The sequence below is a fragment of the Streptomonospora salina genome (assembly GCF_014204715.1).
Lineage (GTDB): Bacteria > Actinomycetota > Actinomycetes > Streptosporangiales > Streptosporangiaceae > Streptomonospora > Streptomonospora salina.
Window position 1 is genome coordinate 4220723 of sequence record NZ_JACHLY010000001.1, and the last position, 13575, is coordinate 4234297.

The following is a 13575-nucleotide window of genomic DNA, read 5'->3' on the forward strand; positions in this document are numbered from 1 at the left end:
CTTGCCACGCGTGTTCTACAGCAGCGTCTGCTGCTCGGGATCGTTGTGATGGCCGAACCGCTCGCCTGCGCTGGCGACGAGCGCGTCGAAGTCAGGTGGTGACGGCCACTGCTCGGCGATGAGTTCCTGGAGCAGGAGTGCGGCGGCGACGGTGTCCCACAGGGCCCGGTGGGGGTGCCCGTGGGGCACCAGTTCGCCGACGCGTTCCGTCAGGGCGTAGCGGTCGACGAGGGCGGTCAGGGAACGTTGGGTTGCTCCAGTGAGCTTCGCGAGGCGCAGGGTGTCGATCACGCCGGCCGGGCGGATGCCGGGATAGCGCCGATGCAGCAGTCGCCGGTCGACGCCGACGTTGTGGCCCACGAGGTAGCGGTCGGTGAGGCGAGGGACGAGTTCGGGCCTGACCGCATCGGGTGGGGGAGCCTCGGCCAGGACGGCGTCGGTCAAGCCCGGTGAGATCCAGGGGCGGCGGGGAACAGGACGGCGCGGGTTGATCAGCGTCTCGTAAGCCTGGCCCATGGCCGGGAGCCCGCCGACGAGGGGGATCGCGGCGATTTCGAGGATGGCCTCGTCCTCGCTGTCTGGGATCCGGTTCCTTCCAGGTCGAGGGCGATCAGGGGCGCCTGAGTCCAGGGCTGCTCGGTCATGGTGAGGGCTCCCGGCGTGGTGGTCAGTCGTCGTCGTAGCGGGCGTGGACGGCCGGCCGCTCGCGTGCGGCGCGGGACGGCTCGATAAGGCCCTACCGAGCAGACCGGTCTCCACCTGAGCCGATACTCACCTGGCGCGGTTCAGCTCACGGTTAGGGCGGAGGAATCGATCAGAACCTGGAGCGCTCCTCAGGGGCGGTCCGGTTACGCAATCATGGCCGTCGCCGCGCTTGTTCGCGGTCTCCGCGCCGCCTGGTCGGCCGCTGCCGACCGCCCGAGGATGTTCGCGCGGGGCTCGGCCGCACACGGTGTCCTGGCCGGTCGGCAGCAGCCGTCGCGTTCTCAGGTGAGGGTCAGGTCCACGTGGTGCTTGGGCACTACCCGGGCGGACCGGGACTGGTCTCCCACACGGGTTTCCGTGTCTTCGCGGGGGACGACCGAGATGTGCAGGTGCTCCTGCCGGTCGGTGTCCCAGGCGCGAATGGTGTCGATCAGCCGCCGGCATAGCTGGTCGGCGGCGGGGCCGTGGCCGTAGGCGCCCGCCTCGCTGCGCCCGGGACCCAGCCGTCGGGTTGCGAGATAGGCCAGTGAGCCGTCTTCGACGATGGCGGGGCTGAGCATCGGGATGGCGGGATTGGCCCGGCCGAAACGCACCGCCGACTCCTCGGCGGCGATCCGGCAGGTTCCGGCCTCGGACAGGATCAAGCGTCCCCAGATGCCGGTGATCGGCTCCACGGCGACTTCCACACCCGACCAGGAGCTGTAGCGGGGCTCCTCCAGGACACCGGGCGGAAGGGCGCCGGGAATATCCTGGTCCTCGTCGCAGCGCAGGCGCACGTTCTCGCCCAGGTCGATATCGGTTTCGCCGTCGTCGCTGCCGCGCATGGGAATGAACCCGCACAACCGCACCGACTCGCTGGCCAGGCGCCGGTCGCGGTCGCGCCGCAACGCCACGGCCCGGGTGGTGCCGCGCAGCCGCAGCGGCACCACCAGCAGACCGCCCTCCACCAGCTGGTCGATCCACGCCGGGGGAATGTCCCAGGCGCCGGCGGTCACGACGATGCGGTCGTAGGGCGCCTGCTCGGCCACGCCGGCATTGCCGTCGCCCTCCACCAGACGGATGCCCTCGACGCCGGCGCGGTCGAGGGCTTTGCGGGTGTGGGCCACGGCGTCGGCGTCGATGTCGACCGTGGTCACCTCGGCGCCCATGTGGGTGAGCAGGGCGGCGTTGTAGCCGGTGCCGGCGCCGACCTCCAGGACGCGGTCGCCCGGGCCGATCTCCAGTTGCTCCAGCATCAGGGCCACGACGTGGGGTGCCGAGGCCGAGCTGAGGCATTCGCCGTCGGGTCCCGTCTTGGTGGGGACGTTGGTGTCCTCGTAGGCCTCGGTGAGGTCGGCGTCGGGCAGGAACAGGTGGCGCGGCACGGTGCGCATCGCCGCTTCGACGGCGGGGGTGGTGATGAACCCGTCGTCGATGAGGGCGTCGACGCGGTGGTTGCGCAGTTGAGAGTCGTCCAACGGTGTGGCCTTTCCTCGATAGTCGGTTATCCGGTGATCAGCAGGCAGGTGTCCCACGGGCTGGTGTGGGCGGCGGCGGGCAGCAGCGCCAGGGCTCGTCCGGAGGAGCCTTCCAAAAACGGGGTGCCGGTGCAGGCTGCGGCGCGCGCCTGGTGTTCCAGGTCGGGCAGGTGGCACGCCAGGGTGGCGGTGGGGTCGTCGGCGGCGGCGCGGCGCAGGCACTGCAGGAGTCCGGCGCGGCCGTGGCACAGCGATCCGTCCATGGTGGCGATGCGGTCGGCGTCGGCGGCGCAGGCCGCCAGGGCAGCCACGGCCGTGTCGCGGCGCCGTTCGTCGCCGGTGGCCAGCGCGGCGAGGTGGTGGGCGCGGGCCTGGCCGGGGGTGCCGTAGCACCAGGCCAGGCGCATCGGGTTGGTCTCGGCGGGTGCGGCGCCGCGGTACTGCGCTCGGGTGATCCAGCGGGGCCAGGAGGTGCCGTCGGTGTCGGTGGCGCGCCAGTCGTCCATCCAGGTGCAGATGCGGGTGATGGCCCGGTGCTGGCCGGCGACGGTGACGCCGCGGCGCAGGGCCAGGGAGAGCAGGGCGAGAGGGCCGCTGATGCCGTGGGCGAGGCCGAGGTTGGCGTGGCCGCCGGGGAAGGCGCCGCGGCTGAGCGGGGCCCGCAGGCTCCACCAGCCGGGAAGGTGGTCGCCGTCGTGGTGCAGCGGGGCGGTGAGGCGCACCAGGTAGGTGAGGATATCGGCGGTGCGGCGACTGTCGGGAGCACGGGCCAACAGGTAGGCGCCGATGCCGGTCAGCCCGTTGATGACGTCGAACTCGGACGGGGCGGGCAGGCGCCCGGCCTCGATGCGGTCGTGGGCCGCGGCCAGCCGGGTGCGGACCAGGGTGTCGATGTGGGCGTCGAGTTCGGCGATGGCCGGATGCGCAGGCGCCGTTGTGTGCAGCACGTAGGCCAGGGCGCCGGCACCGCAGTAGAGGGAACCGTCGGGGTGGGAGGAGACCGGGGTGCGGGTGGCGGCATCGAGCCATGCCCGAGCCGCCTCGGTGGTGCCGTTGCCGGAGCGCGCGGCGGCCAGGTGCAGCAGGGCCGGGCCCAGGGCCCCGTTGGCCAGAGACTGGCCCCACCCGGGGCCGGGGTCGATGGCGGGAGGGGTGTGCAGGTGCGGGTCGTCGAGGACAGTGGGGGTCATGAGGCGGCCTCGCGGGTGCGTGCGGTCTGGGACAGGGCGGCGTGGCGGGCCAGACGACGGCACGTGCGTTCGCTGTCGCGGTCGACGCCGAGCGCGCGGATGTGGTGCATGTGCAGCAGGGAGGTGAGCACCGTGTCGGTGGGCGGACCTCCGCCGGCGCGCAGCAGGGACCCGTAGTGGGTAAGGGCGCGGTGCAGCTCGTCGGTGAGAAGGCCGTGGCCGGAGTCGACCAGTGCGCGGGTCGCGGTCTGCAACTCCCGCTGCGGAGGCCGGGCCGGGGCCGGGGCGGGCTGGTCGATGAGCCAGTCCAGGCCTGCCGGCCACCCTCCGGTGAATGCGGCGGCCATGGCGGCCATGGTCGCGGCCGCATCGGGGCAGCCCTCGCCTGCGCCGGTACGCAGGCGGTCCACGACGGCGGCGGAGTCGGCGACGAAGACCGCCTCAGCTGCCTCCAGGGTTGTTCCCTGCCCGTAGCGGCCCGTCTCGGGGTAGTAGGTGTCCAGGCTCATCCGGGGTGAGAGGCCGGCCCGGCGCAGCCCTCGGGTCCAGGCGCCCAGGGCCGCGGCGACCTGCCCGGCGTGGGCGCCATCGGCTACACGCAGGCGCAAGCGCAGGTGGTCGGGATCATCCGGACCGCGGTAGCGCAGGAACCACCAGTCGGGCTCGCCCGTCTCGGCCAGCAGAGCGGGCAGGTGCTGGGGCAGGATCGCGTTCTGGCGCTCGGGATGGGCATAGATCTTGGCATACAGCCAGTCGGCGTCGTCGTCGGCGGGCAGATGGCCGCGATCACGGTCGCGCGTTTTCACCAGTGTCCTGCCCAGCGGGGAAGGCGCCGGCGGTGTCGCCGTGACCAGGGGGACGGCGAGTTCGTGGGCACGGCCCTGGATCCAGCCGCGGGCGTCGTCGGGCTCGGCCTCGGTGAGCAGCACGTGACCGGCCTGGTGCAGGCGCCTACGCAGCAGCGCCGTGTGGGCGGGCTCCTGTAGGTCCAGCGGCAGCACCTGATCGCCCTGGGCGAGCTCGACCTGCCGAGGCACCCGCCACCGGGCGCACCAGCGCTCCAACCCCGCGCGCCACTCCGTAGGGGTAGCGCCGTGCGGCGGAAGATCGTCGCTCTCCAGGCGCCAGCGCGCGGGCGACAGCACGGTGTGCCCGTAGCGCAGCCGCGGCAGGAACGCCAGGTCCGCGGCCGCGCCCCACGCGACGCGGTCGAACTGGGCCAGGCACCCGCGCGGCAACTGGGCCAGGAACCGGGCCAGCGGCGGCGCCTGGTGCTCCAACGACAACGCGTGCACCACCTGGGGCTCGACAAGGCGGCGGGTGGGGGTGTGGACCAGGTGCAGGCGGTCCCGGTCGGCCATCACCGCCAGATCCTCCACCCTGATCAGCCCGTCGTCCTCGGGCGGGTACTCGCCGAGGCAGACGAGGTCGTCGAGGAAGCGCGGCGTGCGGGCGACATTGTCGGCACTCGGCCGACGTGCGGGGAACACCAGCTGGGCGCGGACGGCTCCTGCGGTGGCCGGGGGCAGACGGCGGTAGAGCGCGGCCAGGTCCGACTCCCACGGGCTGAACCGGCCCGTGAAGGTGCCCGCGGCCTGGCCCGGCCGGATGCGCAGGGTGAAATCGCCGGACTCGATCGCCTCCATCGAACGGGCCCGCACCCGCACCGCCGCCTCTACATGCGCAGGGATGCGCTGGGGATCCAGCGGTGCCACGGCCAGCCGGTCGATCGCGGCGTCGTCGAGGACGACCTCTTCGGTGCCCGTGGCCGCGGCTTCCTGGGCGAGCTGGAGCAGCCGCGAGTCGCGTTGCGGCGGTTCGTCGGGACGGGGCGGCATCAACGATCCGGGGAAGGTGGGCGGATATCCCACGCCCATGTCGGCGTCGACGGCGTCCAGCAGCGGGACGAGGACCGCGGCGCCGTAGCGGTGGACGAACGCCTCGTAGTACCGGCGCCAGGCCGGGGAGCCGGTGGGATGGGGCGACAGCCGCAGCAGCGCGGTGACGCCCGCTTCCACTGCGGCGCCGACACGCTCGGGCACGGCCACGTCGCAGTCCAGGCGCAGGTCCCGTGTCACCGCAGCCGGTCCGGTGTCCTCGGGCGACACGGAAGGCGATGCTGCGGCGGCGTGCACGCGTGCTGCGGCCGCGGCGGCGTCGCCGATCTCATCAGCGCGGCAGCGGACGAGTTCGTCGCGCAGGTGGATCAGCGGGTCGGGGGCGGTGCTGGGCGGGCGCAGGCTCGACAGCAGGAATCCGTGGGCGAGCAGGCCACTGAGCAGGTCGGCGACGTGGTGGTCGGAGGCCGCGGGGAAGGCGGACCGCACCCGCTCGGCGACCGTTGCCGACGACGTCGGAGCGGCCGCGGCGTGCAGTGCAGTGAGAACCGGGGCGGTGGCCGCCAGTTCGATGCGGCTCTGCCCGTCGGCCAGGACGAGGTAGTCGCCGCGCTGCCGGTGCCGGTTGTTGGCGACCACATCGAGCCGCTCGACCACAGCGGGCACGGCTTCGAGCTCGGCCACGACGGCTTCAAGCCAGGCGGCATCGGGACGCACCAGGGTATGGTGGTCGTGGCCCCACCGGATCTTGCCGCAGGGGGCGAAGGTGCCGGGGGCGGTCCCGGCGAACAGGCCGAAGGGCGTAGCGCGTCCGGTGGCGCGCAGTAGGTATCCGACCAGGGCCGTGGCCGCACGGCGCACCTTGGCCTCCGGCGGCGTCCCGTCGCTGATGTTTCCCAGCGTGGTGGCCAGCGACGGACTGGCATCGGCGATCGCGGCGGCGATGGGCCCGTGCCACACCTGGCGAACCCAGGTGCACAGATCGTCGACGCTGTCCGCGGCCAGGTCGGGCCACCGTGACGGCGCCTCGCCGGGATGGGCGCGGGCGGCGCGCAACAGGAAGGGGCCGTCCCGTCGGTAGTAGCGGTCCATAGGTGCATCCCCCATTCGTTGTGCGTGGGGCGGGTCGATGTGCGGGGGCCGCGCGGCCCCCGCACATCGCGGGGGCGGTGGTCAGACACCGCTGTTGGCGCAGGCGCTGGCGCAGGTGGCGCCGCACCCGTCGCCGGTCCCGCACGGCACCAGGCCGTCATCGCTGACCGCCTCTGGCACCACCTGCACCTGCAGCGCGAAACTTGCGAGGGGGTTGTCGGCCTCTGTGCTGCCGCCGAAGGTGTCCTTCGCAGGCGGGGCCTGTCCGGCGGGGCCGTCGGGGATGGTGGCTGTCATGTGGGACTCCTTCGGTCGTTGCGTTTCTGCATCTGTGCGCCGCTCGTCACCCGTTAGGGGGATCGGCGGAGGCGATCGGCTCGCCGATCACGACTTCGGCGTTGGCGGGGTGAGGCGGCCGAGGCCGCCGTCGCCCCAGGCCTGCTCGGGTGGCCAGTAGGGCTTGTCCGGGTCGCGGCGCCACTCGGAGATGGGGACCACGCCGGGCTCGACGGCTTCGAGCCCGGTGAAGAACCGGCGGATCTCGGCGTGGCTGCGCCCTTGCAGCGTCGCGGAGCTGCGGGCATAGACCTGCTCCATGAACGCCACCCGCTCCGGGCTGGTCTCGTTCTCCAAATGGGAGACGGCGATGTAGGAGCCCGGGCACAGCCCGTCGCGCAGCGCGGCCACCACCTCGTAGGGATGGTCGTCGTCGGTGAGGAAGTGCAGGACGGCGATCATCAGCACGGCGACCGGCCGGGTGAAGTCGATCATCCGCCGGATCTCGGGGTGGTCGAGGATGCCGGCCGGGTCGCGCAGGTCCGCCTCGGCGACCGCGGTGGTGGCGGGGTCGCCGGCCAGCAGGGCGCGGGCGTGGGCGGGCACGATGGGGTCGTTGTCGACGTAGGCGACGCGGGCGCCGGGGGCGTGGCGCTGGGCGACCTGGTGGACGTTGTCCTGGGTGGGCAGCCCGGAGCCGATGTCCAGGAATTGGCGCACTCCGGCCTCGGCGGCCAGGTAGCGCACGACGCGGCGCAGGAAGTACCGGTTGGCGTGGGCGGTGCTGTGCAGCTCGGGGATACGTTCCAGGAGCTCGGTGCCGGCGTCGCGGTCGGCGGCGTAGTTGTCTTTACCGCCCAAGTAGAAATCGTAGAGGCGGGCGGCGCTGGGGGTGTGGGGGTCGACGCCGGTCGGGGGAGCGGGGGTGTGGTCGGACATGGTGATGCACCTGTCGAAAGCAGAGGCGGTCTATATGGATGCGGAGAGCTTCGGGCCCCGGCGTTCATGCGATTGGGCGGACCCGTGCGTTGACCGCACGTGAGGGGGCAGGCTCAGGCGGCGCGGGCGGCGTCGGGGGTCAGGTTTATGGGCAGGCTGGCGGGGCGGCGGATCATGAAGCTGGGCAGCGGCGGCACCTCGTCGGCCACTGCGAGGTGGGGGAAGCGAGTGAACAGGCCCGACAGGGCCGTTTCGAGTTCGAGGCGGGCGAGGTGGGCGCCCAGGCAGTAGTGGATGCCGTGGCCGAAGGCCAGATGCCCCTTGGGGTTGCGGGTCACGTCGAAGGCCTCGGGGTCGTGCCACCGGTGGGGGTCGAGTCCGGCGGCGGAAATGCCCAGCAGCACCCCGGTCCCGGCGGGCAGGTCCGTGCCGCACAGTTCGACCTCGCGGGTGGTGAAACAGATCGGCAGGGTGGCTACGGAGCTGTAGCGGCGCAGGCACTCCTCGATCGCCGGCGCCCAGCCCACCTGTCCGGACAGGACGAGGTCGCGCTGGTCGGGGTGGGTGGCCAGGGCCTGGGCGGCGTTGAGTAGGGCGCCCAGGGTGGTGTCGAAACCGGCGACGATCAGCAGGTAGCAGGTGTCGATCGCGTCGGCCCGGGACACGTCGCCCGCCCGGTGGGACGTGGCCAGCAGGGAGAGCAGGTCGCCGCCGGCGGCCTCAGGCGGGGTGTGGTCGAGCAGGTCGGCGATGTAGGCGCGGGCCTCCGCGTGCACCCCCGGGTCGGACAGGGCGAAGGCGCGGGTGGTGATGTCGCTCAAGCGTTCGGCGTGCTCGGGGCCGAGCCCGAAGAGGTCGAGGAACACTTCCACGGTCAGTTGCCAGGCGAAGTCCAGCAGGTCCACCCGCGGCCCGGCGGCTTCCATCCCGTCGAGGAGGCGGTCGGTGACGGCCTCGATCCGGCCCCGGCGGTGTTTCACGGCGGCCGGGGTGAAGGCGGGGCGCAGGAGCCGGCGGATCTGTTCGTGTTCGGTGCCGTTGAGGGCGAGGAGGCTGCGCAGGTCTCCCACCAGCGCCACCAGCGGATGGGACCGGTCCACCTCGCCGCGGTGCAGGGCGGGCCAGTTCTCGGCCCCGCGCAGGAACGTGCCGCTGGTGTCGCCTTGGACGGTGCGCAGGGCCTCGTCACTACAGGCGGCCCACAGGTGCAGGCCGGCTAGCTCGACCGCAGCCACCGGGCCAGCCGCTCGAAGACGCCGGGTGTTGGTGGCGGGGTCGTCGAGTTCGAGGCGGATGCGCGACGTGGGGCGGGGGACGGATTCCACGGGTCCTCCTGGGTGAGGGGGCGGGCGGGGGTGAACGTCAGGGGCAGGCTGCGCCGTCCGGCGATGACCGTGGAGGCGCGCCGCGGAGCGTCGTCCTGGTCCAGGCGCAGGTCGGGCAGGCGCTGCTGGAGGCGCTCCACCCCGGTCTGGGCGATGGCCAGGGCGATGTCGCGGCCCAACTGCGGGCAGCCGTGCGGGCCCATGCCGAACACGGGATAGGCGCGGTTGGAGGGCTCGGGCGGGGCGGTACGCAGCTGGTGGCGTTGGGCGGCGCCGAAGCCCATGATCAGGCAGTCGCCCCGGCGCAGCCGGTAGCCGCCCACCTCGAGGCCGTCGGCGGTGGGGAAGCGGCCCACCAGAGTCTCCAAGGGCGGGTGGCGCCACACCCCCTGGTTGAGGGTCTCGCTGATCAGCCAGGTGGAGCCGACCATGTGCAGCCGCGACGTCTGCAACAGGTCGGCCAGCGTGTTGGCGAGCGCGTGGGCGATGGGGTCGTGGGCGGCCGCCATGATCAGCGCGAGCTGGTCGCGGATCTCCGCATCCTCCAGCCCGCGGGCGACCATCCCGCTGGTGATGTCGCGGCCCGGGTGGGCGCGGCGGTGAGCGGCGTGGCCGATCAGGAGGTCTTGGAGCTGGTGGTGGGCGTGGCCGGCGTCGGCCTCGCCGTCCCAGAGCCGCTGCATGGCCATGCCCACCCGCAGCCCCGCGGGCTGGTCCATGCCGAACAATCGGCACAGCACCAGCAGCGGCAGCACGGAGGCGTACTCGGAGACCACGTCGGCCCGGCCCCGGGTGCAGAACCCGTCGATGACGACATCGGCGATCTCGCGGATGCGGGCGGGCAGCAGCGCCAGGGACACCTCCTGCAAGGCGCCGGTCAGCGCCGTGCGCAGCCGCTCGTGTTCGGCGCCGTCGACCGACAAGGCGTTTTTGCGGGGCGGATACAGCGCCTGCAGCGGGCTGGCCTGCGGGATGGTGCCGTTCCACAAGTCGCGCCAGGCGCGGGGGTCGCGGGCGAAGGACCGCTCGTCTTTGAGGACCCGGTGCAGCACGGGCAGGCTGATCATGAGCCAGGCGGGCACGCCTTTCTCCAGCTCGACGGGCACCAGCCCGCGCTCGAAGTGCTCCCCATCGAGGCGGTCCAGGGCGGTGGGCAGGTCCAGGGCGGGATCGTCCAGCCGCAGCAGCGGCGGTGGCGGTGGGGGTTCGGGGGCCGGCGGCATGGGGGGAGTCGCTTTCGCACGGGAGAGAGGGGGCGGTCGAGGGCACCTGGCCCGGTTCCGGGGGTGGCGCGGTCTCAGAGGCTTCCGGCGGCGCGGCGCAGTAGTTCCTCGCAGCCGGCGACCAGGTCGGCGGCGTCCTCGTCCAGGGCGTCGGGATCGATGTCGATGCCCTGGATCACCGCGTCCGCGCCGGCGGCGAGGGCGTCCTGGTAGGCCAGGCGGTGGGCCAGATCGGTGGCGTTGTCGGCGGTCACGGTCTCCAGGAGCCCCAGGGCCACCTGCTCCGGGGGAAGGGACCGGGTGGCCACGAACCGGCCACAGCCGGGGGCACTCTCGTAGCGGATCCGCCACCGGGGGTGTTGCCGTTGGAGCGGGGCCACGGCCTCCTCATCTGTGGTGAGTGCCTTCTTGTTCGTGTTGGCGGCTTCGGCGATGCATCGCGCTACGCGGTCATGGATCTCCAGTTGCCGGAGGAGTCCTTCCTCGCTCACGGCCGCAGCGGTCAGGACGCCCCGCAGGAACTCGGGTGCCGGCGCGATGCTGCCTACGAATACTCCGCGTTCGGGCGAGGAGGTGATGGCGTGGTAGCGGATGTCCCAGCGGGGATACCGCTCGCGCAAGCGGCGCAATGACTGATCCACTGAGTTGTTCGGCATCATGTATACGGGTCAGCCGCGGTTGCCTGCGGAATTCTGGTTTCACCGCGATGCGCGCCGTGCCGGGTTCGAACAGGACCTCGGAGAGCCTGGGCGGTCAACGGTCGGAGGTCCCAGGTGTCGCCATGCCGTTCGGTCGGCGATGCCGGTGGTCCTTCGTGCCGACGGGCCATCACACGAGTCCTGTGGCTCGGGTTTCCCATGGTCCAAGGCCGGGATTGAGGCCTATCGCGCGCGGCGGATCCTTCATCTGGGTTTCCAGTTCAGCGGCCGTTCCGGCATGCAGCGTCGGTGCCCACCGGTGCGGTGCTTCAGGTTTCTTCGAAGCGCACCAAGCAGAGGGGGTGCCGTGCTGGTCGGTAGAACGCCAAATTCCCCAGAAGGAGCCGTATTCGGCGTTGAGCCGGCCGAGTTCGACGTTCGGGGGGATCACGGGTACAGGGACGTCATTGGGCATGTGTCGAACGTAGGCGTGGCAGGGCCGCGGGATCCGTACCGGCGCGAAGGTAAAAAACCCGCACTTTTGTGCGGGTACCGGCGTGCGGGTCAGGTAACGCCGGCGCGGTGGGCCAGTGGGCGCAGTTCCGGAGTAGAGCGGCGGTGCTCACGACTCATCAGCTCGGTCAGCACGTCCCCGGTGGCGGAGTCGTATCGAATGAGCTGCGGAGAGAGCCGCTCGGCTTCCAACAAGGTGTTCACCGCTGCGGCGTCCATCCGCCGCATCGTGTATCCGCGGGCGATGTCCAGTTGCACCTGGGCGCGGCGGCCGACGAGCCCGGTCGGAAGCGTCCTGACGTCGAGGGCCTCGCCTGTGTCGACGGCGGTCTGCGCGTCGCCCACGGCGACAGCCGTTGACACTGTGTGGATCGCGACGTTGGAGGGGCCGAACGCCGTCCCGTAGAAATTGCCGTCGTGCCCCAGCCGCTCGGCAGCGCGCCGCGCATCGGCGAGGAATCGAGGGATGCTCGCCCGATCGAAATCGGCAGCTGCAGCGGTAGCGGCGGCCAGGTGCAATCCGCCGTATACGCTCAGCTCCCCTGGTGTGCCGGGGTTCATCCGCCGCTCCAACGCGTGGGCAGCGCCCATCGCCAGGTCCAGCGCCGCGCCGCGCCGGTCCCGCGATATGAGGACGTAGGTCAGCCGGTAAGCGCCCACGGCGGCGAGTAGATTCTCATCGGCCCACTCGGCGGCGGACATGGCGCGATCCGCTGCTTGCCACGCGAGTTCACGCTCGCCCACCCGGCGAAGTACGGCCGCAGCGGTGTTGTAGACCTGCGCCCGGGCCGAGCACACCGCCGGCCGGTCGGCTCCCCGGCTGCGGGCCGCCGCCTCCACGTCGCGGATCAGACGCGGCAGTCGCCGCCCCACTTCGTCGTAGCGGGTTTCCTGGTAGGCGGCGTAGGTACGATCCGCTTCGGTACGGAGCCGACTGACGTCGATGGCCTGCGCCTCGCCGGTGTCCTGGATGATCGTCTCCAGGGTGGTATAGCGCGTCATGGCGGTCTCGATGTCGCGAGCGGCGGCGTAGCGTGCGCCGATATAGTCGGATGCCTCGTCGCCTGTCAGATCGCGGATATCGATGCGCAGGACTTCGGCCAAGCGCGTGAGGACTTCGTGTGAGTCGACCTTGCGCTTTCCACGCTCGACCTGTGAGAGCCACGACTCGGAGCGGCCGACGAGTCCGGCCAGTGCGGTCTGGGAAAGGTTGCGGCGCTTGCGGGCGCGCCGAATGGTCTGCCCGCGCGTGGCTGCGTCCACGGATGATCTCCTCAGGGAGTCATATCGTTCAGGGTGTCGGCGACACGGCTCCAGGTCGGCATGCGCCGGTGGTACGGGGCATCGGGGTCGAACAGGATCGTCACGCGGGGGATCTCCTCCAGGGTCTGGAGGGAGCGGTCGAACGACGGGTGGGCGGCGAGCTGGGGTTTGCAATGCGGTACCACCAGGGTCGGTACCCCGTAGCCGGTCATCTCGCACAACAGCCCGATCGCCATGTTGTCGGTGATGCCCTGAGCGAACTTGTTCACGGAATTGAACGTGAGAGGACACGCCAGTACCGCGTCGGCCTTGGGCATGGGCGATCCGGTGCCGGGCATGCGGTAATCCACGCGCACAGAATGCCCCGTCAGACTCGCCAGCTCCGCGGGGTCGTGGAAGTTCGTGCCGGTAGGAGTCGATAGTGCGACGACTTCCCACCCTTGCTCCTGCAGGAGTTCCACCAGATCGGCGATGCCCTCGGGCGCGGGAGCGGCCGAGACCACCAGATACAGCGTGCGTGAAGCGGGCATGAGGGCAGTGTAGGAGCCGCCCGCCCGCTGCTATGGCTAGCGCGGTCACCACGGGCCCCGTCACTTGCACGTGGCTCGCGCTGGATCGTTGAACTCCGCCACCGCAGGGTTCGGTCCGCAGTACCAGGGGCTGCACGCTACGGATGAGCGGGTACGCGTCGACACGATTCCCACGGTCCAGGCGGTTTACGGCCACACTCTCCGCTTGCTCACCCGGCCGCCGTCCGAGGCAGGTGCTGCAGCCATACCTGGGTCCGGCGCGTGAGGCCAGTGTCGCGCTGAGGTTCGCGGACTTCGTTGTTGCGCGGGCCTGCAGAGGTCGCGCATGACCGCGTTGACGTGACCAAGAAAATCGCGGTCAGTGATCGTGCGCTGACCTGGAATAGCGTGATCGACACGTAGCGGGTGGCCGAAATGGGCCATTAGTGACGTCAAGAACCTCTTGGATCACATCAGGCCACTTGTTAGCGTCACTCCCCGAACAGGGATGGTAACGATGCGGGAAGGTCGTACGTGATCAGCCTGTCGCGCGTCGCGGGGACGTGTCTCGTGTTGCTGGCTACATCGTGTAATGCCCCTCAAGAAC

At 71.5% G+C, this 13575-nt stretch carries 12 protein-coding genes; all 12 read right to left on the reverse strand.

Translation table 11 applies throughout. The features are described 5' to 3' along the window. Nucleotides 1–15: 15 nt before the first annotated feature. Nucleotides 16–516 (reverse strand): 3'-5' exonuclease, encoded by a 501-nt coding sequence (locus HNR25_RS18970; RefSeq protein WP_246463762.1) that lies wholly within the window; start codon nt 514–516, stop codon nt 16–18. Between the two features lie 470 nt (nt 517–986). Further along, complete coding sequence (gene fxlM, locus HNR25_RS18975) at nt 987–2162, reverse strand: methyltransferase, FxLD system (protein WP_184637287.1); 1176 nt, start codon at nt 2160–2162, stop codon at nt 987–989. A 26-nt stretch (nt 2163–2188) separates the two neighbouring features. Then, complete coding sequence (locus HNR25_RS18980) at nt 2189–3352, reverse strand: lanthionine synthetase C family protein (RefSeq protein ID WP_184637289.1); 1164 nt, start codon at nt 3350–3352, stop codon at nt 2189–2191. Then, complete coding sequence (locus HNR25_RS18985) at nt 3349–6297, reverse strand: lantibiotic dehydratase (RefSeq protein ID WP_184637292.1); 2949 nt, start codon at nt 6295–6297, stop codon at nt 3349–3351. The genes HNR25_RS18980 and HNR25_RS18985 overlap by 4 nt, the downstream gene beginning before the upstream one ends. A gap of 66 nt (nt 6298–6363) precedes the next feature. Continuing rightward, nucleotides 6364–6579, reverse strand: coding sequence for an FxLD family lanthipeptide (locus HNR25_RS18990; RefSeq protein WP_184637294.1), 216 nt, complete (start codon nt 6577–6579; stop codon nt 6364–6366). 87 nt (nt 6580–6666) lie between these two features. Continuing rightward, nucleotides 6667–7497 (reverse strand): SAM-dependent methyltransferase, encoded by an 831-nt coding sequence (locus HNR25_RS18995; RefSeq protein WP_184637295.1) that lies wholly within the window; start codon nt 7495–7497, stop codon nt 6667–6669. A 113-nt stretch (nt 7498–7610) separates the two neighbouring features. Next, nucleotides 7611–8822 (reverse strand): cytochrome P450, encoded by a 1212-nt coding sequence (locus tag HNR25_RS19000; protein WP_184637296.1) that lies wholly within the window; start codon nt 8820–8822, stop codon nt 7611–7613. Beyond that, nucleotides 8714–10045, reverse strand: coding sequence for a cytochrome P450 family protein (locus HNR25_RS19005; RefSeq protein WP_184637297.1), 1332 nt, complete (start codon nt 10043–10045; stop codon nt 8714–8716). The genes HNR25_RS19000 and HNR25_RS19005 overlap by 109 nt, the downstream gene beginning before the upstream one ends. 74 nt (nt 10046–10119) lie before the next feature. Next, nucleotides 10120–10686 carry a hypothetical protein gene (locus tag HNR25_RS19010; RefSeq protein WP_184637298.1) on the reverse strand — a complete coding sequence of 189 codons (567 nt, stop codon included), beginning with the start codon at nt 10684–10686 and terminating at the stop codon, nt 10120–10122. Nucleotides 10687–10873: 187 nt separating this feature from the next. After that, a complete protein-coding gene (locus tag HNR25_RS19015) occupies nt 10874–11158 on the reverse strand; it encodes a hypothetical protein (RefSeq protein ID WP_184637299.1) in 285 nt (94 codons plus the stop codon). Nucleotides 11159–11247: 89 nt separating this feature from the next. Beyond that, entirely contained in the window at nt 11248–12459 is a 1212-nt protein-coding gene (locus HNR25_RS19020) for a helix-turn-helix domain-containing protein (protein ID WP_184637300.1), read from the reverse strand. An 11-nt stretch (nt 12460–12470) separates the two neighbouring features. After that, on the reverse strand, nt 12471–12989 hold the full coding sequence (locus HNR25_RS19025; protein ID WP_184637302.1) for a flavoprotein: 519 nt from the start codon (nt 12987–12989) through the stop codon (nt 12471–12473). Nucleotides 12990–13575: the final 586 nt, after the last annotated feature.